This window comes from Rhodococcus sp. 008, assembly GCF_001682295.1.
Lineage (GTDB): Bacteria > Actinomycetota > Actinomycetes > Mycobacteriales > Mycobacteriaceae > Rhodococcus_F > Rhodococcus_F qingshengii.
The window spans coordinates 6,457,325-6,481,745 of the sequence record NZ_CP012749.1; the positions used below are offsets into that span (position 1 = coordinate 6,457,325).

General features: G+C 65.4%; 16 protein-coding genes and 1 tRNA gene. 7 read left to right on the plus strand and 10 right to left on the minus strand.

From position 1 onward, the window contains the following. Positions 1-6: 6 nt before the first annotated feature. Positions 7-9,318: a type I polyketide synthase gene (locus AOT96_RS29805; protein ID WP_065352703.1), complete on the minus strand. Its 9,312-nt coding sequence runs from the start codon at positions 9,316-9,318 to the stop codon at positions 7-9. 420 nt (positions 9,319-9,738) lie between these two features. Here AOT96_RS29805 and AOT96_RS29810 point away from each other — a divergent pair, with 420 nt between their 5' ends. Both AOT96_RS29810 and AOT96_RS29815 read left to right on the plus strand, forming a co-directional pair. Continuing rightward, the gene (locus tag AOT96_RS29810) at positions 9,739-10,455 is read left to right on the plus strand and encodes a hypothetical protein (protein ID WP_065352976.1); all 717 of its coding nucleotides are present in this window, start codon (positions 9,739-9,741) and stop codon (positions 10,453-10,455) included. A gap of 73 nt (positions 10,456-10,528) precedes the next feature. After that, positions 10,529-10,610 (plus strand) — tRNA-Leu (locus AOT96_RS29815). Between the two features lie 59 nt (positions 10,611-10,669). On the opposite strand, the gene AOT96_RS29820 is transcribed toward AOT96_RS29815, so the two are convergent. After that, positions 10,670-11,389 carry an aspartate/glutamate racemase family protein gene (locus tag AOT96_RS29820; RefSeq protein WP_065352704.1) on the minus strand — a complete coding sequence of 240 codons (720 nt, stop codon included), beginning with the start codon at positions 11,387-11,389 and terminating at the stop codon, positions 10,670-10,672. A 258-nt stretch (positions 11,390-11,647) separates the two neighbouring features. On the opposite strand from AOT96_RS29820, the gene AOT96_RS29825 reads away from it, so the two are divergent. Both AOT96_RS29825 and AOT96_RS29830 read left to right on the plus strand, forming a co-directional pair. Continuing rightward, positions 11,648-12,055 (plus strand): hypothetical protein, encoded by a 408-nt coding sequence (locus AOT96_RS29825; RefSeq protein WP_020970031.1) that lies wholly within the window; start codon positions 11,648-11,650, stop codon positions 12,053-12,055. Continuing rightward, on the plus strand, positions 12,052-12,432 hold the full coding sequence (locus tag AOT96_RS29830) for a DUF3817 domain-containing protein (protein WP_003945334.1): 381 nt from the start codon (positions 12,052-12,054) through the stop codon (positions 12,430-12,432). The genes AOT96_RS29825 and AOT96_RS29830 overlap by 4 nt, the downstream gene beginning before the upstream one ends. 62 nt (positions 12,433-12,494) lie before the next feature. Here the strand turns inward: AOT96_RS29830 and rdgB are convergent, their stop codons facing one another. The 7 genes from rdgB to clpS form a co-directional block, all read right to left on the minus strand. Further along, positions 12,495-13,103, minus strand: a complete 609-nt coding sequence (gene rdgB / locus AOT96_RS29835; RefSeq protein WP_019749148.1) for an RdgB/HAM1 family non-canonical purine NTP pyrophosphatase — start codon at positions 13,101-13,103, stop codon at positions 12,495-12,497. A 3-nt stretch (positions 13,104-13,106) separates the two neighbouring features. Beyond that, positions 13,107-13,892 carry a ribonuclease PH gene (gene rph, locus AOT96_RS29840; RefSeq protein ID WP_003945332.1) on the minus strand — a complete coding sequence of 262 codons (786 nt, stop codon included), beginning with the start codon at positions 13,890-13,892 and terminating at the stop codon, positions 13,107-13,109. A 52-nt stretch (positions 13,893-13,944) separates the two neighbouring features. Then, the gene (locus tag AOT96_RS29845) at positions 13,945-14,703 is read right to left on the minus strand and encodes a cyclic nucleotide-degrading phosphodiesterase (RefSeq protein WP_007733274.1); all 759 of its coding nucleotides are present in this window, start codon (positions 14,701-14,703) and stop codon (positions 13,945-13,947) included. A gap of 97 nt (positions 14,704-14,800) precedes the next feature. Further along, a complete protein-coding gene (locus AOT96_RS29850) occupies positions 14,801-15,460 on the minus strand; it encodes a rhomboid family intramembrane serine protease (protein ID WP_007733273.1) in 660 nt (219 codons plus the stop codon). Positions 15,461-15,552: 92 nt separating this feature from the next. Next, complete coding sequence (locus AOT96_RS29855) at positions 15,553-16,620, minus strand: P1 family peptidase (protein ID WP_007733272.1); 1,068 nt, start codon at positions 16,618-16,620, stop codon at positions 15,553-15,555. Further along, the gene (gene aosR, locus AOT96_RS29860) at positions 16,617-17,207 is read right to left on the minus strand and encodes an oxidative stress transcriptional regulator AosR (RefSeq protein WP_003945318.1); all 591 of its coding nucleotides are present in this window, start codon (positions 17,205-17,207) and stop codon (positions 16,617-16,619) included. The genes AOT96_RS29855 and aosR overlap by 4 nt, the downstream gene beginning before the upstream one ends. A gap of 56 nt (positions 17,208-17,263) precedes the next feature. Next, on the minus strand, positions 17,264-17,575 hold the full coding sequence (clpS, locus tag AOT96_RS35455) for an ATP-dependent Clp protease adapter ClpS (protein ID WP_037132099.1): 312 nt from the start codon (positions 17,573-17,575) through the stop codon (positions 17,264-17,266). 196 nt (positions 17,576-17,771) lie between these two features. Between clpS and AOT96_RS29870 the strand changes: the two genes are divergently transcribed. Genes AOT96_RS29870 through AOT96_RS29880 form a run of 3 tightly spaced genes read left to right on the plus strand, consistent with a single transcriptional unit; the run spans position 17,772 to position 21,739 of the window. Further along, positions 17,772-19,037, plus strand: a complete 1,266-nt coding sequence (locus AOT96_RS29870; RefSeq protein WP_371736655.1) for a nicotinate phosphoribosyltransferase — start codon at positions 17,772-17,774, stop codon at positions 19,035-19,037. Continuing rightward, complete coding sequence (locus tag AOT96_RS29875; protein WP_042446164.1) at positions 19,034-19,681, plus strand: nicotinamidase; 648 nt, start codon at positions 19,034-19,036, stop codon at positions 19,679-19,681. Before AOT96_RS29870 ends, AOT96_RS29875 begins: the two co-directional genes overlap by 4 nt. 9 nt (positions 19,682-19,690) lie before the next feature. Beyond that, positions 19,691-21,739 (plus strand): ATP-dependent DNA helicase, encoded by a 2,049-nt coding sequence (locus tag AOT96_RS29880; RefSeq protein WP_058038870.1) that lies wholly within the window; start codon positions 19,691-19,693, stop codon positions 21,737-21,739. Positions 21,740-21,807: 68 nt separating this feature from the next. Here the strand turns inward: AOT96_RS29880 and glgP are convergent, their stop codons facing one another. Continuing rightward, positions 21,808-24,408, minus strand: a complete 2,601-nt coding sequence (glgP, locus tag AOT96_RS29885) for an alpha-glucan family phosphorylase (RefSeq protein WP_065352705.1) — start codon at positions 24,406-24,408, stop codon at positions 21,808-21,810. Between the last annotated feature and the right edge of the window lie 13 nt (positions 24,409-24,421).

The window sequence follows — 24,421 nt, forward strand, 5'->3', positions numbered from 1 at the left end:
TGACTACTACTTGCAGCCGGGCAGATTCGAGCGGTACACCTGGTCTGCGCCGAGTCGTGCGTCCTCGCTCAGCAGCATGTCCGCTTCGAGCTGACGCGACGCCTTGGCCGGCGTTCCGTCGGCACCGAGGCGACGATCCGCCGGGCGCTCGTAGAGGCTGTCGCCACCGCACATCGCCTTCGCGAGGCGACGCTGACCGTCGATCGTCCGCTGCTGGGCCGCAGCAACATAGGCGTCACGCTTGTCGGCCGGAACCGACTCGACGAATGCCTGCGGGTGCACGACTGCGATCAGTCCGGAGACGTGACCGAAGCCGAGGCTGGTCAGCAGGCCCGCGCGCAGCGGAAGATGCTCACCGAACTTGAGCGGCTGACGTGCCCACACGAGGTGCTCGAATTCGGCCATCTTGTCGTCGACGCAGTCGAGGCTGCGGTTCGGCGGGACGATGCCCTGGCTCAGTACCTGGCAGAGCCCGATCAGCTGGAAGGCTGCGGCACCACCCTTGGCGTGACCGGTCAGGCTCTTCTGCGAGACCACGAACATCGGCGCGCCTTCACTGCGTCCCAATGCCCCGGCGAGGCGCTCGTGCAGCTCTGCCTCGTTGGGATCATTGGCGGCAGTGGAGGTGTCGTGCTTGGAGATCACGGCGATGTCGTCGGCGCTCACGCCGAGTGCGTTGAGCGAGAGTGCGAGCTGCGAATCCGCTCCCCCACGTCCGGCGCCCAGTGCTCCGAGTCCCGGTGCCGGGATCGAGGTGTGGACACCGTCGGCGAACGATCCGGCCCAGGCGACCACACCGAGGACGGGAAGACCCATCTCGAGTGCCAGGTCACCGCGAGCGAGGAGAATCGTTCCGCCACCGGCCGACTCGACGAATCCGCCGCGGCGACGATCGTTGGCCCGCGAGAAGCGGCGATCCTCGATGCCCTTGGCATGCATGTCCTCGGTCTTGGCAGTGGCCGACATGTCGCCGAAGCCGATGATGCCTTCCGTGCTCAGATCGTCGAACCCGCCGGCAACAACCAACTGCGCCTTGCCGAGTCGGATCTTGTCGACGCCTTCTTCGACGGATACCGCTGCCGTGGCGCAGGCGGCGACGGGGTGAACCATCGCGCCGTAACCGCCGACGTACGACTGAACGACGTGCGCTGCAATGACATTCGGCAGCGCTTCCTGCAGGATGTCGTTCGGACGGTTCTCGCCGAGCAGCGTGTCGATGTACAGGCTCCTCATGGAGGTCATGCCGCCCATGCCGGTGCCCTGCGTGTTGGCGACCAGGCTCGGGTGTACCCAGCGGAGCAGTTCGCTCGGAGTGAAGCCGCCGGTGAGGAAGGCGTCCACCGTTGCGACGATGTTCCAGAGGCCGACGCGGTCGACCGAATCTGCCATGTCGGCGGGGATGCCCCACTTGGTGACGTCGAAGTTGGTCGGAATCTGACCGCCCACACTACGAGTCAGCTTCATCTTGCGCGGGACGCGGATCTCGGTGCCTGCGCGGCGGGTGACCGTCCAGTCGCCGGACTCGGCGGAAACCGTCGCCGTCGTGTTCTCCGGATCGGATTCGACGAAGGCCTGAGCCTCTGCCTCACTGCCGACCACGAAGCTCAGATCCTTGTCCAGGAACACGGAGGTGAGCAGCGGAGCGGTGTTGTCGATCATCGCGCCCTCGTCGACGTAACGACGGATGCCGCAACGCTCGACGACTGCGTCGTGGTACTTGTCGGCGATTTCCGCCTCGGGTACCAGGTCACCGGATTCGACGTCGTACCAGCCCGGCTTGGGGTCGTTCTCCCAGACGATGAGTCCGGTGTTCCACGCCAATTCGAGAACGCCTGCGGCAGAGAGCTGCTCGTCGACCTCCATCTCGAAGCGGGTACGCGAGGAACCGTAGGGTCCGAGCTCTCCGGCACCCACGATGACCACGAGGTCCGCGGGGGTGACGTCCAGTTCGGGCCAGCTCGGAGCCTTGACCGAGTCGTCGATGCGAGCCGGCGCGGGCAGCGCCAGGATGCTGGACTCGTCCACTGCTTCGTCGACAGCCTCGGCGATCTCGGCCACCTCGGCAGCTTCCTTAGCCAGTGCGGCGAGGTCGAGGTTCGCCTCGGCGAGCCCACCGGTCAGGTCGACCTCGAGCGGAGCCTCGGCAGCAGCGCGCCGCGACTCGCGGGTTGCCGTCTTCAGCAGTTCGGTCGCCATCTCCTGGGTGGACCAGGTGCGGACGCCCGCAGCTTCGACTGCGTCGACGATCGGATCGTTGTGACCCATGAGTCCGGTTCCGCGAACCCAACCGATGACCGCATGTGCCAACGTGACCCGCTCGGCCCAGTTGCGCTCGGCCTTCCAGCGATTGACCACGGCGATCAGCGAAGCCTTGGCCTCGCCGTAAGCACCGTCGCCGCCGAACGTTCCGCGGTTCGGCGAACCGGGCAGCACCACGTGCAGGTGCGTGTCGACGTCGCTGTCGTAACCGATCTTCGACAGACCGCCGATGAGGCGCTCCACCGACCAGAGCAGCACGCGCATTTCCATTTCGGCGCGAGCGCCGGCGTCGGAGAGTTCGCCGCCGACACGGGGAGCTGCGAAGGGGAAGAGCATCGTCGGCGTCATGGCCGGCTTGATGAGCTTCTTTGCGCCGCCTGCGTTCTCGGTGGCCTCGTTGCCGATCCAGTCGATCAGTGCGTCGACGTCGGTGTACGACGCCATGTTCGCGGGAACCACCCAGAGGGCGGCACCGGCGCGAGCATTCTCGCGGTACAGGTCGCGGTAGAAGCCGAGACGCTGACCGTCGAGTCGCGAGGTGGTCACGAATACCGTTGCGCCACCGGCAAGGAGCTTGCCCGTGACCGCTGCCGCGATGGAACCCTTGCTGGCGCCCGTCACTACTGCGACCTCGCCTGCCCACTCGGGTGCGTCGGATTCTGCCGCAGCAGCCGCATCAGCGATGCGGGTGTAGACCTCGGCGAGTGCGGTGCGGCCTTCGTCGGTTGCACGGGTGGCCCACCACTTCGCCTGTGCGGCGACGGTGGAGCCGGCACCGATGAAGTTCTCGACCGACAACGCGGTGTCACCGAGCCAAATGCGAGCGAGATCCTCACGCGCACTTGCCCAGCGGTCGTCGAGCAGAACGGCCTTCTGCGCGTCGAATGCCGGAGCAACCAGACGCGGCCAGTCGGAGCCGAGTTCAGCCGAGACCAGGTCGACCAGTTCGGTGTCCTCGACCGTCGCGACTGCCGTTTCTTCGTTCAGTCCGAGCTGCTCGAGTACCAGGCGTGCGGCCGAGGCCAGAACGCCGTTGCGACCGGTGATGTTCTCGGTGAACTCACCCAGAGCGGCTGCGTCGACGGTTCCGCCGCTTCCGCCGCCGGTAGCCGGCAACGAGACGCTGACTCCGCGAGCAGACCCGACCGAGGCAACTGCGCTGTCGATGACTGCGTCCACTGCTGCAGCGTCGGCCAGTGCGCCGGAGCTCAGGCCACCGAGGTCGCCGCCGCGGATGCTGGCGCCGTCACGGGTACCGAGAGCCACTGCTGCGGTGACGTGGTGTGCCCAGCCGTCGCCCAGCTCCCAGACCTTCTTGACGCGGTCGGCGATGTAGCCGGGACGCTTGCCCGAGGGGCCGAAGACCTTGCGCAGGTGATCGTTGATCGAATCGGAGAGCACCGGTCCGAACGGCTTGTACGTACGGGCGAGCTTGTCGACGGTTGCCCCCAGGGAGCCCATGTCGGCGTCTGCGGCCCCGTCGATGGCACCGAGGGAGAGCTCGGAGCCGAGGTCGACCAGAAGCTGGTTGCGACGCGAGGAAACGCCGTCGCACAGTGCCTCGATCGTGTCCGCGGGGCCGACCTGATCGGGACGGAGCTTGGTCCACAGGCTGATCAGGACCTTCGTGGCGTCGGGCGCCTTGAAGGTGAGGTCGTCCGGACGCGGTCCACCCGAAGGTGCAGCCGGCGCGGCAGCGGCAACCGGAGCAGCGGCCGCGGCGGCCGGAGCAGCCTGCGCGGCAGGCGCTTCGATCTCGTCGTCGTCATCGACAGCGGGGTCGACGTCGGTGCCGTAGACGATCGCGGCTTCGCGCTCGACGTTGAGAACCTCGACCGGGTAGCCGAAGCGGCCCGGCAGCTTGAGGGTCTGCGACGCGAGGTTTGCAACGGTCGGGGCAGCGCCGAGACCGATCTCGACGAAGCGTTCGACCCCGAGTCCACCTTCGGACTCGTCACCGAAGAGCAGGTCCTGCGTCTCGATCCAACGGACCGGGCTGGCGAACTGCCAAGCCAGCAGCTCGATCAGGATGATGCGGGACAACGCGTGAGTGCGCGTTGCGTAGCTGTCGAAGTCTGCGAGGACTTCCTGCAGCGGCTCGGACGGCACCAGGTCGGCGATTTCCTGAACGAAGTCACGACGCAGCGAGAACGGCTTCGGAACCAGGTTCGGGATGTAGCGGCCGATCAGGATGTCCGGATCGATGTCGTGCGGGAGCAAGTCCTGCAGGCACACGCGGAAGTCCGCCACGCCACCGCGAAGGACGGTGGAGTGGAACGGCACGTCGATGCCGGGAACCTGGATGTATGCCCGCTTGCCACCGAATTCTGCTCGGCGACGATCGATTTCGACCTCGAGTGCGTCGAGACCGGCTACCGAACCGGCAATGGCGTACTGGCTGCCGCGCAGGTTCAGGTTGACGATTTCGAGGAACTCTCCGGAGGTCTCGGCGACACCGGCGACGAAGCCCTGCACGTCGTCGTCGGAAACACCGATCTGCGACGGGCGAATAGCGGCCATGCGGTAGTCGGAGCGTCCGGCTTCGTCACGGGGAACGAGCTGGTGCATGGCGGAGCCACGCTGGAAGACGACCTCGAGAAGTGCTTCGAGCGGGAAAACCTCGGCGACAGCAGCGAGTGCGTTGTACTCACCGACCGAGTGACCGGCCAGAAGGGAATCCTCGATGAAGGTTCCGGATTCGCGCAGCTCGGCAACCTGGGCAACACCGAGAACGGCCATGGCCACCTGGGTGAACTGAGTCAGGTGCAGGACACCGTCGGGATGCCTGTGCTCGACACCACGGGCCTTGATGGTCACCGGGTTGTCGCGCACGACAGCGAGAATCGAGAATCCGAGTGCCTTACGAGTGTGCTTGTCCGCGCGCTCCCAGACGTCGCGGGCGGCCTTGGAGCGTGCGCGAGCGTCGAGGCCCATGCCCGGGCGCTGAATGCCCTGGCCGGGGAAGGCGTAGACGGTCTTCGGCGCGGCGGTGCGGCCGGTGGCGACCATGACCAGTTCACCGTCGATGCGGCAGCCGACCTCGACGATTTCCGCGCCCTGGTCGATACCGACACGATCGACACGGACGTCGATCTCGGCGCCGGGTCGAACCATCCCGAGGAAGCGAGCGGTCCAGGCGGTCAGGCGGCGCGGCGGGACGCGGGTCTCGGCCGGGTCGACTGCGGTGACTACCTGCTGCGCTGCGGCGGAGAGCCACATGCCGTGCACGATCGGGGTTCCGAGGCCGGCCAGCAGAGCGGCGTTGTCGGAGGTGTGAATCGGGTTGTGGTCACCGGAAACCTGAGCGAACGCGCCCATGCTGACCGGCGCGAGGATCTTCGCGTCACGGCGACGACGCCGCGAGGTGTCGACAGCCGCATCGCTGATCGATCCACCGGCGCGAGCCGGGTCGGCGAGTTCGCCTGCACCGGTGCGTCCGCGGATCGCGAAACGCTCGGTCATGGTGACGACTGCGGGGGCGTCGAGGCCCTCGCCGAGCATGGCACCGACCTCGACCTTGACCTCGACGACACGACCGAGGTCGGTGTCGAGAACCGAGGCGACCTCGGCATTGACCACGAGAATGCTTGTCTCGGAGGGAAGTTCACCGACGAAGTCGACGGTGTGGTCGAGGTGGACCAGGTCGAGCATGCCTTCGATAACGGAAAGACTGTCGAGCTTGGCTGCGCCGAGGACTGCGAACACTGCAGGCCAGCATGCTCCGACGACGACGTCCGGAACAGCCTTGCCGCTGACACTGAGCGTGGTGGGCAGACCCGAACCGGTGACACCGGCGTGATCGGCGATGCGATCGGGAACCCACGCGACGTTGAGGCGAGCCTTGCCGTTCTTGACTGTCGGAAGTTCCTGTCCGGCAGCAACTGCCAGGAGCGCGGACATCGCACCTTCGGCATCGGCTTCGGTGACAACCGGAGCGCCGCCGTCGACGACGGACTCGGGGATCGTGATCGTGATGTCGACGGACTTGCCTGCCACCAACGGAACCGAAAGCAGCACGTGCGAGGAATCGACGACGGTCAGACTGGAACCGGTGGTGCCGTGAACTGCCTTGTCGGCAGACTCTGCACTCCACTCGTCGAGGTCGCCGAGACGACGGACGGGGTTCTGGGTCAGGCGGCCGGCCCACTGGAGGTCAGGAGCCGAGAGAACGGCGTCGAGAAGTCCGGGTGCGGAATCCTGGTGGCGACGGCTCGCGAGTGCAACCGGAGTGGTTCCGGCAGCAACCAATTCGTCGTAGGTCGCCTTCTCGAAGCGATCGAGCAGGTCACCGACCGGCTCGTCGACACGGGTGATGCCGGCGACGGCAACGGTGCCGGGGATGACGCAAACCTGATCGGCGGTGTAGCGGGGGTCGTGTGCCTGCCACAGGGAGTCGCTGCGCCACCAACGACGCACGTCACCGTCGACGACGGGAACGAAGTTGACCGGCTTGCCCGGCGTCTTGCACAACGAGATGAAGAACGAGACGTCTGCGGGATGCAGAACGGTGGTCGAGTAGTCCGGGTACGACGCCTGCAGTGCGCAGATTGCAGCCTCGGGGCGCTCGAGGGTCTCGGCGTCAGCGAACAGCGTGGGGATCGGGCCGCGGTCGACCGGGTGCAGACGCGCCTCGGTGCGCTGGAGCATCTCGCCGAAGCGAGCACGCCAGGTGATGTCGAGCCACGGGCTAGACGTCGCCTCGACGATGGCGTCCTGAAGATCGGCGCCGCAGTCGAATTCCTTCGCCGCGTCGATGCCGACGGTCAGCTCGAGGTAGCGGCGCAGCCACTGTGCGTACGTCATGGTCTCGACGTCGCCGAAGTACGGCTTGGCGGTGACGTCGAGGGCGGCGATGATCTCGTCGCGGCGCTCGGCCACTGCCTCGGAATCGCCGGCAACCTCGTCGAGGAGGCGCCCGGTACGCGAAGCCGCGTTGTCGATCTCGTGGATGTCGGCACCGAGCTGGCTACGGCCGGAGGCCATTCCGCCTTCAGCGGTACCTGCACCGACCCAGTCCGGCGTACCGGGTGTGTCGACGAGGAGCTGCTTGACCTCGGGAGAGGTGGTGGCCTCGAGAGTCGCCATGGCTGCGGTGCCGACCAGGATGCCGTCGACGGGCATGGCCGGGAAACCGGCTGCGGCAGACCAGCGACCGGTCAGGTAATCGGCTGCGCGCTCGGGTGTTCCGATGCCGCCACCGACGCAGATGACCAGGTTCGGGCGTGTACGCAGCTCGGCGTACGTGTCGAGGAGCAGGTCGTCGAGGTCTTCCCACGAGTGGTGTCCGCCGGCGCGGCCGCCTTCGATGTGGACGATGACCGGGAAGTTCGGAACCTCGTTGGCGATGCGGATCACGGAGCGGATCTGCGCCACGGTGCCGGGCTTGAATGCAATGTTGGTGATGCCGATCTCGGACAACTCGTCGATGAGAGCAACAGCCTCTTCGAGTTCCGGGATACCGGCGGTGACGATGACGCCGTCGATGGGAGCACCGGCGGTACGGGCACGCTGCACGAGGCGCTTGCCACCGAGTTGCAGCTTCCACAGGTACGGGTCGAGGAACAGGGAGTTGAACTGGACCGCGCGGCCCGGCTCGAGCAGCATCTTCAGCTCTGCGACACGGTCTTCGAAGATTTCTTCGGTGACCTGCCCGCCACCGGCAAGCTCGGCCCAGTGACCGGCATTGGCTGCCGCGGCAACGATCTTGGCGTCGACCGTCGTCGGCGTCATACCTGCGAGCAGGATGGGTGAACGACCGGTCAGCTTCGTGAACGCGGTCTCGACGCCGATACGGCCGCCGGGAAGCGCAACGGGCTTCGGCGCGAACTCGGACCACGAACGTGAGACCTCAGGTGCTGCACCGGGGGTGAGCAGATTGCGGTGTCCGCCGCGGGTGGCGGCCGCGATGATGCCGATGCCCTGCCCACGCAGCGAAGAGGACGTCATTCGGGTCAGCTGATCGCTGGGTCCGAGATCGAGAATCCACTTGGCGCCGGCGGAGATTGCGCCGTCGACAGCCTCGACCCAGTCGACCGGATCGACGAGGACACCCTGCGCAAGTTCGCGCGCACGGTCCGCGTCGAGACCGCAACGGGTCGCCCAGCTGCCGACGAGTTCGACGGCCTCGGTCAATGCGGGGTGATGGAAGCCGATTTCGGTGTCGAGCGGATCGAAGGACGGCGCGAAGACGGAACCGCCACGCTTCTTACCCTCACGCTCGCGGGCTTCCTCGGCTTCGATCTGTTCACAACGCTCTTGCACGCGTGCCAGCTGAGCGGGCGGCCCGGCGAGAACGACGCGGCGACGGCCGTTGCGGATAGCGAGGACAGCCGCGCGCTCAGGCGCCACACCCTCGGCAAGCTCGGCGACGACGGCGGCGAGACGCTCGGGATCGACGCCCGAGACCGCAACCATCGGCTTCGCGGAGGCGCCGGCGATGACGCCGCGGCGACGGCCGACCAAGCTGGCAGCAGCACCGACGAGCTGTGCGACGGCGAGGAGTTCACCGTCGTCGTTGCCCTGCGCGGCTACGGCAGCCGTGGCCAGAAGGCCCTGCGAGTGGCCGATGACGGCAGCCGGCGGATTACCGGCTACATCCAGACCCTGAGCGGAGAGTGCACGCAACGCCGCAAGCTGCGTGAGGAAGACGCCGGGGAGTGACACCGGAGCTGCGGTGAGCGCGGCAGCGGAAGGCCCGGCCGACTTCTCACCTTCTTCTTCGTCGACGATCTCGGCTTCGAGCATCCACGCGATCGGATCGAATCCGACCGGGCGAACCACGAGGAGATCCTGTGCGACGGGCGCGAGGCGTGCGGCTGCGTCATTGACCAGATCGGTCAGAACGGGCTCCAGGCCGTTGTCACGGCTGAGCTCCTCGAGCGAGGTGAGCCAGGGAGCGCCCTGTCCACCGAAAGCGATTGCGTAGGAAACGCCGTTGTTCAGCGAATCGACGAGGGCACCTTTGCTGGTCGTGCGGGACTGTCCCCCATCGACGCCGAAACGGCGCCCACCCTTCGAGTCGCGTCCGTTTCCTGTAGGTGTCGTGTCATCGATCGTCACGCGTACGTCCTCTCCTGGTCACCTCTGCGGCGAGGTGGGATTTGCGGTGTGCTGCCCGGCTGAAGTGCTCGCGAATTCGTCGAGAGAATCGACGGAGTCAGGGCGTTCGTGCAAGACAAGGTTTACACAGAATCATGAGGATTTCCTCACGTTTGTCGGCACCCTGGAAATCTGGACTTTCGGGGCCGTGATCTTCCTCACGAGACTTCGAGAAAGTGACTCGCGAGTAGGTCGCGAACGCCCTGCCTGGGACTGTTACCGGGATTTTCAGAAACCTGAGGAACCCCTCATATTTATTGTTACCAATTCGTGACCTCCTTGACGGACGGTCGATCCCGTGCGTTCCGGGCCACAAATTTGTCGGACTCCCTCGCTACGTTCAGCGCGTCCACACCGGACAACTTCTCGGGGGGAGAAATCATGAAAGACACAGACGTAGTCAGAGCGGCCGAATTCATCGGCGCCGAGCTTCCGCGCGAGGCGTGGCCGCATTGGAATCAGGGATGGCCGCGCGAGTCCGAAGCCGCCCTTCTCGATGCGATCTTCTCGTCGCGCGCCGCCTATGGAACACCGAAGACCGGAGTCCGCGCCGTCGTCGACCGTTGGCGCACACACCGCTCGGTAGCCGCCGACGATCGCCTCGACAGCTTGCCCGCTCTCGCCGCCTTCACCGACCGTGGCGACGAGCTCGCAACGATTCTCGGCAATCGCCAGCGCGTGCCGGGCAACTACTTCACCAAAGCCGAGGGTGCGGCTCGCGCGGCCAAGGCGCTCGTCGAATCCGGTTGCCGGTCCAGTGCCGACGTCGAGGACACCGAAAGCCTCCGTTCGGCAGTTGTCTACGTTCCGGGGCTCGGCCCCAGGACCTTCGAGACGCTGGTGTTCCTGTCCGGGAAGTTGACGGTAACTTCGATAGATCTACTTGCACGGTTCGCCACCGAAGCAAGCAGTGGTGAGGAATTGTTGTCGAGCACCGACGCAGCCGAGTTGCTCGTTGCGGTTGCCGAACATCTCGATGTCGATGTTCAAACGCTCACCCACGCTGCGTGGCGATATCAACGCACGGCCGAGCAACCTCGCCGGTCGAAGAAATCCACCATGCCGCCCGCAGCGGGCCCACTCGCCGAAACGGCCTGAGAGCGGGCGGGCGCATCCCGACCAGGGTGGTGTGCCCGCGAGCGATTCCACTCGCGTATCCTTTGAATTCCGCGCGCGAGTGGCGGAATTGGCAGACGCGCTGGATTTAGGTTCCAGTGTCTCAGGACGTGGGGGTTCAAGTCCCCCCTCGCGCACAACGAAGAGCCCCGCCGGATCTGATCCGGCGGGGCTTTTTCGGTTCTCGTGAGCAAGGTCAGCGCTTTCGATCCTTGACCGGTGGAGTCATGTACGTCGTCCGACTCGGTGTCAGCCCCAGACGGACCGAGCTCTCCAACCAGGTGATCGCCGAGGCCGTCGGATCCACAACCGGAACGTGAATCCCTTTGCCATGCAGCCTGTCTCGGACCGCACTGGTCACACCGAGCATCCCGGTGCAACCGAGAACGACGGTGTCGGCCTCGCCGTTCTCCACTGCCGCAGACGCCTGAGCGGCCAGTCGATCGATCAGTTCCTCCCGATCGGTGAGGCCCAGCACCGGCATGTCCACGACTCGAATACTGCCCAGCCGATTGTCCAGCCCATACCGCCGAGTGAGCGATCGGAGCATCGGCACGACGTTCGGCAGGATGGTCACGACACCGACGCGATCGCCCAGACTCATCGCTGTCAGAAATGACGGCTCGAAGCCGCCGACCACCGGAGCGTCGATGACCTCTCGGGCGGCATGCACTCCGGGATCGGCGAAACACGTGATGAACACACCGTCGACGCCGTCGACTGCCGCTTCCTCGACCCGCTGCACGATCCCGGGGCCGGCAAGTGCCTCGTCGTACTCGGACTCGATGCTCACCGTACCGGTAGGCAGCGAAACGACGTCGACCGTCGTGCCGGGCGCCGCCCAGTGCTCCACCTCGGCTGTCACCGCCGGAGTCAGTGTGGTGTCGATGACCGGGCGAATCACTCTGATGTGCATGAAACACTCCCCTGCTTTCGGATACGCGCCGAGGTTATCGATGCAGCACAGCCGGGAGAATGTGTTCAGTGCCCTGGCGTTGCGGGTGAGGATGGGCATAGCGCACAGGTGCTGCGGGACGGCCTCTACGACACGCCGTGGCACGGCTCCTACGACACGCCGTGGCACGGCTCCTACGACACGCCGTGGCACGGCTTCTACGACACCGTGTCGGAGATCGCAGGGCGAGGCACTATAGCTCTCAGGTACCGTCTTAGTGTGTCCAAGAACGCTACTAAACGCCGACCTGCGCTGATTCTGCTGGTCATCGTGTCAGCTGCCGGCTGCCTCGCGCTCGGCTGGTGGCAGTGGGAGCGCTTCGAAGCCGTCGGAGGCTCGGGACAGAATCTCGGGTACGCGTTTCAGTGGCCGCTGTTCGCGGCGTTTGTCGTGTACGCGTATCGCAAGTTCGTTCAGCTCGAAGACGTGGACCCCGAAGAGGCCGAAGCCGAGGAAGCCGCCGCGGAGCCGCGTGAGATTCCCGCCGACCTCTTGCCGCAACGCCCGCGGGCCGAGTTCGACGATGTGAACCTCGACGTCGACGACCCTGAAGCCCGCCAAATGCTGGAATACAACGACTACCTTGCGCAGCTCGCCGCTCGCGAGTCCGATAGGAGCACGACGTGAGTACCGGTTCGGAAGCGAGCATCGCTACCCCCGCAGTCAACGCAGAAAAGCAGAAGAAGGTTGCGTCGGCGCTGGTCCGATACCGCGTTCTCGCCTGGATCACCGGCCTCTGGCTGCTGTTCCTGACCGGTGAGATGGTCTACAAGTACCTGATTCTCGACAATTCGGCGGACGCACCGTCGTGGTTGTTCTACATCGGCCAGATCCACGGCCTGTTCTACATGCTCTATCTCGTGTTCACGATCGACTTGGCGATCAAGGCCCGGTGGAAGCCCGGTACGACGGTTGCCACCGCGCTCGCCGGCACGATCCCGTTCCTGTCGTTCGTGTTCGAGCACAAGCGGACTGCCCAGGTGAAGCAGGCTTATCAGCTCTGAGAGTTCCAAAAAGTAGAGCCCTGAACGCAGACGCGTTCAGGGCTCTACTTTTCGGATTCGGTTCAGCCGGCCAGCGCCGCCAGAGCCGGAACGAGCTGCACGAGCGCGCGCCCTCGATGTGACGCCGCATCCTTCTCGGCCGGGGTGAGTTCTGCGGCCGAGCGGGTGTCGCCGTCCGGACGGAAGATGGGGTCGTATCCGAAGCCGCCGTCGCCGGCTGGTTCGCGGCCGATCACCCCGCGCCATTCGCCGCGCACGACGGTCTCGTCGCCGCCAGGGATCACCAGTGCACAGGCGGAGACGAATGCCGCGCCTCGACGCTCGTCCGGCACGTCTCCCAGCTGAGCCAGGACCAGAGCCGTGTTGGCGCCGTCGTTTCCGTGAGTACCCGACCACCGCGCGGACAGCACACCCGGCATACCGTTGAGTGCGTCGATCTCAACACCGGAATCGTCTGCGATGCAAGGCATTCCGGTTGCAGCTGCTCCGTCACGCGCTTTGGCGAGCGCATTCTCCTCGAACGTCGCTCCGGTCTCGGGGGCTTCGGGGAACGGCGGGACCTCGTCGAGCCCGACCAGTTCGATTCCGTTCACTCCAGCTGCGTCGAGCACCCGGTGAAGTTCCTTCAGTTTCTTGGCATTTCGGCTGGCAACCAGTACTCGTACGCTCACAGCTCATGCACCGAACTTCTTCTTGGGTTCCGGATTCTTCGGTTCGGGTAGCACCCCGGGATACGGCTCGGCCAACGCCTGACGCTGGATCTCGAAAAGTTGCTCACAACCAGCCAGAGCGGAGTCGAGCAGCTTGTCCAGCGTCGAGCGTGGGAAGGTGGCGCCCTCACCGGTTCCCTGAATTTCCACCAGCGTGCCGGTGTCGGTGGCCACGACATTCATGTCGACCTCGGCACGCGAATCCTCTTCGTACGGAAGGTCGAGACGCACTCGTCCGTCCACGACGCCGACGCTGACGGCCGCTATGCCACACGAGATGGGCTGTGGGTCGGAGAGCAGGTCGGCTGCGCGCAGGTACGTCACGGCGTCGACCAGGGCCACGTATGCCCCCGTCACTGCCGCGGTGCGAGTGCCACCGTCGGCTTGGAGGACATCACAGTCGAGGGCGATGGTGTTCTCACCGATCGCCGCGAGATCGATGCACGCTCGAAGTGATCGGCCGATGAGTCGACTGATCTCCTGCGTGCGGCCGCCGACCTTGCCCTTGACCGATTCGCGGCCACTGCGTGTGTGCGTGGCGGCGGGAAGCATCGCGTATTCGGCTGTCAGCCAACCCAAGCCGGAGCCCTTGCGCCAGCGGGGTACACCCTCTTCGACGCTGGCCGTGCACATGACGCGAGTGTTCCCGAACTCGACCAGAACGGAGCCGGCCGGATGACTGGTGAACCCGCGGGTGATCTTGACCGTGCGGAGCTCGTCGTCCGCCCTACCGTCTTCTCGTGTAGTCACCTTCGTGAGCCTAGCGGTCGCCCGGTGAGCGCTGCACCGAATGTGAGGGGAATCAGATGTCGTAGACACTTCCGGCGGAGACGGCATGGACCGGTCCGGAGAATTCGGATTTCGCTTCGGCGATCACGTCTTCACGCGACGTCCACGGCGGGATGTGCGTGAGGAGAAGTTCCTTGACGCCGGCGAGGGCAGCCACACGGCCGGCTTCCTTACCGGAGAGGTGAACTCCCTCGGGGCGATCCGGACTGTCGGTCCACGACGCTTCGGAGAGCAACACGTCTGCACCACGCGCGAGTTCGACGACGTTGTCGCACATACCGGTGTCGCCTGTATAGACGAGGACGCGGCCGTCGGCGCCGGTGATCCGGAAACCGTAAGCCTCGGGTGGATGATTCATCCGGCGGGCGACGACGCTCAGTTCACCGAACGTCACCGGCTCGTTCTCGGCCCAGAGCCGGACGTCGATGGTGTCGGAGATGTCGTCCATCTCGCCGGCGCACTCGGCGGAGGACACTCCGATGCGGCACGCGGTGTCGGTGGGGCCGTAAACCAGAGCCCGGCCGACCGGCGGGTTTGGGTGATAGCGACGCCAGACGAGCAGGCCGGGCATGTCGAGACAGTGGTCCGCATGAAGGTGCGAAAGCAGGATCGTCACCTCGCCCGGATCGGCGTATCGCTGCAACGCCCCAAGAACTCCCGGGCCGAAGTCGATCACGAGCGGCGGAGTTCCCGGTGCCGTGAGCAGGTATCCCGAAGCCGGTGAATCCGGACCCGTGACGCTGCCGGAACACCCCAGGACGGTCATGCGCATACCGGTCATGCTGCCACGTCTACCCGTCTGGGAAAAAGCTCTTGGTGGTTTTGGCGCGTCGAAGTCACACCGCAGTGAGGGTGTGACCCACGTCCGTTCAGAAACTCGGTGGTCGAACGGCCGGCGCCGACCCGGCGCGCTTGGCCCTCTCCCCCGACGTGAGCGCCCAGGCGGCCACCACGCCGCCGATCGCTCCGAACAGATGTCCTTGCCAGGAAACCCGTGGATCGCTCGGCAGAACGCCCCACAGCACTCCGCCGTACACGACGAAGACGGCAACGCCGATCAGGATCTGTGTGAAGCTCCGCGTGAAGAACCCGCGCACCAACAGGTAGGTGACCCAGCCGAAGATCAGCACGGACGCACCGACGTGATTCGAGTTCGAGCCGGCGAACAACCAGGTCCCGACGCCGCCGATCACCCAGATGATGCCGGTCGCCGCGAGTCCTCGCGCAATTCCCGACACCAGCACGAGGTATCCGAGGATCAGCACCGGAATGGTGTTGGCGATCAGATGACCCCAGTCGTCGTGCAGCACCGGGGCGAACAGGATTCCCCACAGGCCGTCGAGCGTGCGCGGGGTGACGCCGGCGTTCTGGACATTCTGACCGGAGATGACATCCACGATCTCGATCACGTAGAGCAGGATCGCGAAGCCGCCCACCAACACGGCCGACTGCTTCCACACCGAGGGCGGACCGGATTTCGGTGCCGGCGTCCGGGTGCCGAAGTCCGGACTGTTGAAATCCATCGTCATCGTGTGCGTCCTCCACCGTCGATCCGGTCTTCTGATCCGGTCACTCGCGACCAGGCTCAATTCGAGATTACCGCCGATTCCAGGAGTGCTGCCTAGAGAAATGCGGACGGGAAGAGTTCGCGGTAGCTCGGGATTCCGGCTACCGACGTGGCGTCGAGAATCGCTGTGACGATCGCACGTTCGACCACCTGGGCCGAAGCCGCGCACACCGCGTCGAGTATCGGCAGATCGTTCGGGAAAGCGTCCGGAACCGTGATCTCCGAATTCGGAGTGTGATCACCGGTGGCGAGCGCAAAGATCGTGTCGCCGTCGAGCGGCGAATGTGCGGGCCGAATCGCTCGGGCCAGGCCGTCATGACCTGCGACGGCGACGCGTCGGCACCCGGCTTTCGTCAAGGCGGCGTCAGTGGCGACCACACCGATCGTGGTGTTGAGGACGGTTCCCTTGGCTGCAACGGCGTTGGCCGACGCGAGTTCGGACGCGTCGGGGAGCCTGAGGCCGAACGACTCCGCGCCGTCCGAGCCGACGCCCCACGGCAGGCCTGTTCTGGGGTCGAAGACCGAACCCACCGGATTCGCCACGATCAAGGCGGAGACCGTCGTCCCCTCGGCGGGGCCGTCGGCGATCACGACGCTGGCCGTTCCCACCCCACCCTTGAGCGCTCCGGCTCTGGCACCTACCCCCGCGCCGACCGTGCCCGTGGCGAATTCGCGCGAAGCAGTGTCGGCAGCGAGGAATCCGAAATCGCCGGTCGGACGAACGGTCCAGTCCCCCACCGGCAGATCGAAGATCACGGCGCCGGGCACGATCGGTACCACCTGGCCGGGAGCGCCCATCGCGATCCCGTGATCGTGTTCCTCGAGCCAGCGCATCACTCCGTCGGCCGCGGCAAGTCCGTAGGCACTACCGCCGGTCAACAGCACGGCATTGACCTGCTGGACCGAATGGCTCGGGTCGAGCAGATCGGTCTCGCGGGTACCCGGACCGCCGCCCCGGACGTCGACTCCGGCGACCACACCGGCCGACGCGAGCACGACCGTGCAGCCGGTGGCTGCGCCGCTTCCGAGAGTGGCTCCCTCGTCGAGCTTGTGGTGATGACCGACGGCGAGGCCGGCGACATCTGTCAGTGAATCAGTGGGCCCGGTCCGCGTTGTGGTCATGGCATGAGCGCCTGGACGAGGGAGTCCTGCATCCACGTCAACCAGTGATAGACGTCGAGATGCGGGGCTCGCGGGTCGTCGGGTTCGAGGCTCTCCGGTGTGTCGGCGTCGATGCCGAGATTGGTTCCGAGCGCGAGACGGACGTCGTTGAGCGAGGACAGCCACGCATCGGCCTGTTCCTGCGTGAGAACAACCTTGCCGCCGGCCTCCGGAAGCGAAGCCAACAACATGCGAGCGGACTCACGCTTGGCATCGATGATCTCGGGCTCGTGCAAACTGCGCAGCGCGCCGTTGACATTGGCACCGGCGTCGTCGAGATCGTCACTGTCCGGAGCGACCTTGTCCGGATCGGTGCGCTGGAAGTCGGGCAGCAAACGCGCCAATACCGGATTGTCGGGCGTCTCCGAATTTCCGGTACGAAGGCCCGTCAGCGCGGCGAGCTCGTCTTGCGGCGCCGAAGACGCACGCTCGTCGAGAAGCCCGGTCACCGACTCCACGAGCGAGCGCAGAACCGCCGCCTCGTGGCCGTCCATCTCGGACTTGAACTTCACTCCGCCGAGTGAACTCTTCCTACTCCACGTCCGCACGCGTCGGACTCCCGTCTACGAGTTAGGCGAACAAATCGGTCGAAAAAGTGCTTTTCTCAGGTGTCGTCGCGTTGCATCGTGGCCCAGAGACCGGCAGCGTGGAGGCGACGAACATCGGCCTCCATCTTGTCGCGCGAACCGCTCGAGACCACGGCCTTGCCTTCCGAATGGACCTGCATCATCAGGTCGGTGGCCTTGGCTTTGCTGTAGCCGAACAACTTCTGGAACACGTAAGTCACGTAATGCATGAGATTGACCGGGTCGTCCCAGACGATGGTCACCCAGGGCCGATCTGCGGCTTCGATGGTCGAAACAGCCTCCGACTGCTCGGGCGTGGCTTGAGGAGAGGAAGCCGTAGCGCCTCTCATCGTTACGTTCGCCGAGTAAGTGCCGGACACGGTCGCGCCGCCGAAAACCATGTATCCAGGGTACGGCGCGACGAGAGGCGACAACACCCACCCACGTCGTCTCGCGCATAGAGTTGTGTGCGTGCCTACGCAAATTTCCGACATCCGCGACGCCGGTGCCAGCACCGCACTGCTCACCGATCAGTACGAACTGACCATGCTCTCGGCGGCTCTCGCCGACGGATCTGCCTTCCGCAACTGCAGTTTCGAGGTATTTGCACGGCGGCTGCCAGACGGCCGTCGCTACGGCGTCGTCGCCGGTACCGAGCGCCTTCTCGACGCACTCGAGCAGTTCCGGTTCGGTGAACCTGAACTGGCGATCGTTGCAAAATTTCTCGACGACACGACCGTCGAGTGGCTGCGCAACTATCGATTCTCCGGTGACATCGACGGCTACCGCGAGGGAGATTTCTACTTCCCCGGATCACCGATCCTCTCGGTCCGCGGAACGTTCGCCGAGTGCGTCATCCTCGAAACCTTGATTCTCTCGATCCTCAACCACGACAGCGCGATCGCTTCGGCCGCAGCCCGCATGGTGAGCGCAGCGGGCGGTCGACGGATGATCGAGATGGGCTCGCGTCGTACACACGAACAGGCCGCCGTCGCCGCTTCACGTGCCGCCTATCTCGCCGGCTTCGACGCCACCTCCAACCTCGAAGCCGCGCGGCGTCACGACGTACCCAGCGCAGGTACCAGCGCGCACGCCTTCACGCTCCTGCACACCACCGAAGACGGTCCGGACGAGGCAGCAGCATTCCGCGGTCAGGTCGCGGCACTCGGCGTATCCACCACGTTGCTCGTCGATACCTACGACATCACCGAGGGTGTGAAAACGGCTGTCGCCGTTGCCGGTCCCGAGCTGGGCGGGGTTCGCATCGACTCCGGCGATCTCGGCGTTCTTGCTCGTCAGGTACGCCAACAACTCGACGATCTCGGTGCTACCAAAACACGCATCGTCGTCTCCGGCGACCTGGACGAGTACGCGATCGCGGCTCTGCGCGCCGAACCCGTCGACTCGTACGGCGTCGGCACTTCCCTGGTCACCGGATCAGGCGCCCCCACCGCCGGCATGGTCTACAAACTTGTCGAGGTCGACGGAATCGCGGTCGAGAAGAGAAGCACCAACAAGGCATCTCGCGGCGGCGCAAAGAAGGCACTGCGCGTAGTGCGTCCGACCGGAACGATCGTCGAAGAAGTCATCTACCCCGCCGGATCACCGTCACCTGTCTCCGAGGCGGACGGCGCGACCGAACTGCTGATCCCGCTGGTTCGCGAAGGCAAGGTCGTCGACAGCGCGCCGACGCTCGAAGAGAGCAGAGCAGTTCTGAAGGCAGGGCTCGTGAGCCTGCCGTGGGAAGGCCTCAAGCTCTCGCGCGGAGACTCGGCTGTGCCCGTTCGATTCACCGGAGGTGAGCACCAGTGAGTGCAAAAGCACTGATAATTGTCGACGTTCAGAACGATTTCTGTGAAGGTGGAGCTCTTGCAGTCGACGGCGGTGCTGCGGTTGCGGGAGCCGTCAACGATTTCGTCAACTCCCACGAGTACGACGCCGTAGTCGCGACTCGCGATTTCCACATCGACCCTGGGGCGCACTTCTCCGAGAATCCCGACTTCATCGACAGCTGGCCGGTTCACTGCGTCGTCGGGACAGCCGGCGCCGAGTTCCATCCGGCGTTCGACGCTTCCGTCGCCGGGTCGGCGATCTTCTCCAAGGGCGCCTACAGCGCGGCCTACTCCGGTTTCGAAGGAGCAGCCGAGGACGGCACGACGCTCGAGGACTGGCTCCGCGCCCACGAGATCACCGACGTCGACGTGATCGGAATTGCCACGGATCACTGTGTCAAGGCCACGGCCGTCGATGCCGCGCGCGCGGGGTTCGCCACGACTGTCCTTCTCCCCTTCACCGCTGGTGTGTCGACCGCCACGATCGAGTCGGCATTGGTGCAGATGCGGGAGGCGGGAGTGCAGCTGATCGGGCGAGACGAGGCCTCGTCGCAAGAAGACTCGAATGCCGGGGAACCACCCCGGGAATCATCCGTGGACGTTTCTGACGTAGGGATCCATTAACCTTCGTGGGTGGCCGATCAACTCCCGAACGTTCCCGAACTGCTCCAGACAGCGGTGCGGTCGCTCGGCGGTGCCGAACGAACCAGTCAGCTGACGATGGCGTCCGCCGTGGCGCACTCGATCGACACCGGCGAGCATCTGGCCGTCCAGGCCGGCACCGGTACCGGTAAGTCGCTCGCCTACCTCGTTCCGAGCCTGCGCCACGCGGTCGAATCGGGACGCACCGTGGTCGTGTCCACCGCCACCATCGCGCTGCAGCGTCAGCTCGTCGACCGAGATCTGCCTCGACTCGCCGATGCCCTGAAGAAGCCACTCGGCCGACGCGCAGAGTTCGCAATCCTCAAGGGCCGCAACAACTATCTGTGCATGAACAAGATCCATACCGGCGCGTCCGAGCAGCCACCCGAGGACGAGTTGTTCGATCCGTTCACGGTCTCGCGTCTCGGCCGGGAGGTCGTCCGCCTCACCGAATGGTCCTCCGACACCGAAACCGGTGATCGGGACGAATTGGTGCCGGGCGTATCCGATCAGGCGTGGCGGCAGGTCAGTGTCACCTCCCGCGAATGCATCGGTAAGAACCAGTGCCCGGTCGGTGAGGACTGCTTCGCCGAGCGCGCCCGAGTCGAGGCGTCGAAGGCCGACGTAGTGGTCACCAACCACGCACTGCTCGCGATCGACGCCATCACCGGCATCCAGATCCTGCCTGACCACGACGTCGTGGTGATCGACGAGGCCCACGAGTTGGTCGACCGCGTCACCGGCGTCGCCACGGCCGATCTCACTGCCGCGTCGATCAGTGCCGCGGCCCGGCGTTGCGGCAAGATCGCCGAAGAGCAGGATGCCGATCGCCTCGAAGCTGCCGGCGAGGGGTGGGCTGGACTCCTCGAGGAATTGCGCCCAGGTCGCTGGGAAGGCCTCCCGGACGGGGCGGCACCCGCACTGGCTGCGATCCGCGACGCGGCCTGGTCGCTGCGCACCGCTATCGGTCCGGCCAAACCGGGTATGGCTGCTGCAGATCCCGAAGCCGCTGCGGCCCGCAACGCCGCACTCTCGTCCGTCGACGACGTCCACGACAGTGCAGTGCGTATTCTCACCGCTTTCGACGAACCCGACCCGGCCAAGCGCAAGGACGTCGTCTGGCTGTCCTCGGACGAGTTCCGCGGATCGGTGCGGCGCTCCGTCCGGATGGCTCCGCTCTCGGTCGGCGGATTGCTGCGCTCGCGACTGTTCGCCGAATCCACCGTCGTTCTCACTTCCGCGACACTGACCGTCGGCGGATCGTTCGACGGTCTCGCCGTCAACTGGGGTCTTCCTGCGGAATCGTCCGCGCGCCCCGACTCGGGTACCGCCATCGGCACCGAAGCACCCTCTGACGCTTCGGCTTTCCGCTGGAACTCACTCGACGTCGGGTCGCCCTTCGACCATGCAAAGGCCGGCATCATCTACATTGCCCGCCACCTGCCCACGCCCGGCCGCGACGGCCTCTCCCCTGTCTATCTCGACGAGATCGCCGAACTCGTCGAGGCCGCCGGCGGACGCACCCTCGGCTTGTTCTCCTCGATGCGCGCCGCCAAAGCCGCGTCGGAGGCGATGCGCGAACGCCTCGACACCCCCATCCTGTGCCAGGGCGACGACGCCACCGGCACCCTCGTCAAGGCCTTCGCCAAGGACGAACCCACGTCACTGTTCGGCACGTTGTCCCTGTGGCAGGGCGTCGATGTCCCTGGCCCATCGCTGAGCCTCGTCATCTTGGACCGGATTCCGTTCCCACGCCCGGACGACCCACTGTTGATGGCTCGCCAACAAGCCATCGAATCCCATGGCGGTAACGGCTTTCTCAGCGTCTCGGCCAATCACGCGGCGCTGCTCCTGGCACAGGGCGTGGGTCGCCTGCTTCGTAGCACCGACGACAAAGGTGTGGTGGCCGTGCTCGATCCGCGTCTGGCCACGGCGAGATACGCGGGTTACCTTCGCGCATCACTGCCGCCGTTCTGGGAGACGACCAACCCCGAAGTCGTCCGCAAGGCGCTCACCCGCATCCGCGACTCACGTCCCTGACCCAGTTCTCACGCGGGCACAATTCTGCCCCGGTACCGACCGAACGGACCGGGGCAGAATGTATTACGTCAGACGCTCGGAGTGGTCACCAACCCGAGTTCGGACGCATCGACCAACAACCGGTGATGCGGCAACACCCGCACGGTGTAACCCACGGAGCCGGAGACCGGAAGCGCAACCTCGGCTTCGAAGATCTCGGCTCCGTCCTCGGTTCCGAAATGTGTCATCGGGAACGTCACCACGTCGGTGAGTTCCTCGCCTGGGCTGACGCGTCCCAGGACTGCCTGAACCTCCACATCCGAGACCGACAAGCCGCCGAGGCGGACCTTGGCTTTCAAAGAGATGGTCGCACCGATCTCCGGAGTGTCCGGCAGGCCGGAACCGTCCACCTGCTCGACGGCGACCGACGGCCACTGCGACTCGATACGGCGACGGAACTCGGCCACCTCACGCGCGCCGGCAAAATCATCCGCCACTACCGCTCGAGCTGATTCCGCCGAAGGGGCGTAGTAGTCGACGGCGTAGTCACGAACCATGCGTGATGCCAACACCTTCGGGCCCAGATTCTCGAGGGTGTGGCGAACCCTCTCGACCCAGCGCGTCGGCAGATCGGCTGCATCACGGTCGTAGAACGTCGGCAGTACCGCGTGCTCGAGAAGTTCGTAGAGGGCGCTGGCTTCCAGATCGTCACGCCGCACGTCGTCGAGAACACCGTCGGCCGTCGGAATGGCCCACCCGTTCTCGCCGTCGTACATCTCGTCCCACCATCCGTCGCGAATGGAGAGGTTGAGGCCGCCGTTGAGCGCGGATTTCATGCCGGAAGTACCGCACGCCTCGAGTGGGCGAAGCGGGTTGTTGAGCCACACGTCGCAGCCCCAGTACAAGTAGCGGGCCATCGACATGTCGTAATCAGGCAGGAAGACGATGCGGTGACGCACATCCGCTTCGTCGGCGAACCGCACGACCTGCTGGATGAGTGCCTTACCGCCGTCGTCGGCGGGGTGCGACTTGCCGGCCACAACCAACTGCACCGGACGTTTCTCGTCGAGCAACATCGCACGCAGACGCTCGGGATCACGCAGCATCAGCGTCAACCGCTTGTACGTCGGAACGCGCCTCGCGAACCCGACTGTCAAGACGTTGGGATCGAATACTCCAGTGGTCCAGCCGAGTTCGGCCTCGGTCGCGCCGCGTTCGAGCCAGGACGCTCGGACGCGACGACGAACTTCGTCGACCAACTTGCCGCGCAACGCATTACGTGTTTCCCACAGTTCGGTTGCCGACAACTCGTGCAGGCGCTCCCACCCGCGTGCTTCTTCGAGTTGCTCCTGACCGACGATCCGCCTGGCCACGTCCATCCACTCCGGCGCCGCCCACGTCGGCGCGTGAACACCGTTGGTGACCGAACCGATCGGCACCTCGTCGGCGTCGAAGCCCGGCCAGAGACCGTTGAACATGTCGCGGCTGACGATGCCGTGCAACTTCGAGACGCCGTTGGCTCGCTGGCCCAGGCGAAGACCCATGTGCGCCATGTTGAAGATCGACGGATCGGCTTCACGCCCCATCCCGACGATGCGGTCGACGGTCAGGCCGGGAAGCAAACTCGATTCGTTCTCGCCGTTCGCTCCGCCGAAGTAGTGACGGACCAGATCCGCCGGGAAGCGGTCGATTCCGGCGGGAACCGGAGTGTGCGTCGTGAAGACCGTTCCGGCACGGACCGCGGCCAGAGCCGAATCGAAGTCCAGACCGCTGGTGGTGACAAGTTCCCGAATCCGTTCGATGCCGAGGAATCCGGCATGCCCCTCGTTCATGTGGAACACCTCGGGATCGGGCAATCCGTACGCCGCGGTGTAGGCGCGCACCGCGCGGACGCCGCCGATACCCGCGAGGATCTCCTGCTTGATGCGGTGATCCTGGTCCCCGCCGTAGAGACGGTCCGTGACGCCGCGCAGATCCGCGTCGTTCTCGGCGATGTCGGAATCGAGCAGCAGCAACGGCACTCGTCCGACCTGAGCGATCCACACTCGCGCACGCAGCACCCGGCCACCGGGCATGGCGACGTGAATGACGACCGGCGATCCGTCTTCGGAAGCCGGGCCTGCGTCCGTCAGCAAACGAAGAGGCAACCCTTGAGGGTCGTGCGGCGGGTAGTGCTCGGCCTGCCAACCGTCGGCGGTCAGCGACTGGCGGAAGTAGCCGGATCGGTAGAGCAGTCCGACGCCGATGAGCGGCAGCCCGAGGTCGGACGCGGCCTTGAGGTGATCGCCCGCCAGGATGCCCAATCCACCGGAGTAGTTGGGCAGAACTTCGCTGACTCCGAACTCCATGGAGAAGTACGCAATTCCGCCGGCTGACGATGCGCCCTTGGCCTGCTGGGACTGATACCAACGCGGGGTGCTCAGATAAGCGTCGAGATCAGCTGCTGCAGTGTCGAGGTCACCGAGAAATGCCTCGTCACTGCTGAGTTCGTCGAGACGGGTGGGGTCGACTTCCCCGAGCATGCGGACCGGATCGAACTGGACTGCTTGCCAGAGTTCGGGGTCGAGTCGCGAGAACAGATCCTGTGTCTCGGGATGCCACGACCACCGAAGGTTGGTGGACAGGGGGCCGAGCGCGGCGAGGCGCTCCGGAAGGTGGGCTCGGACAGTGAACCGACGCAAGGCTTTCACCCCGCGAACCCTA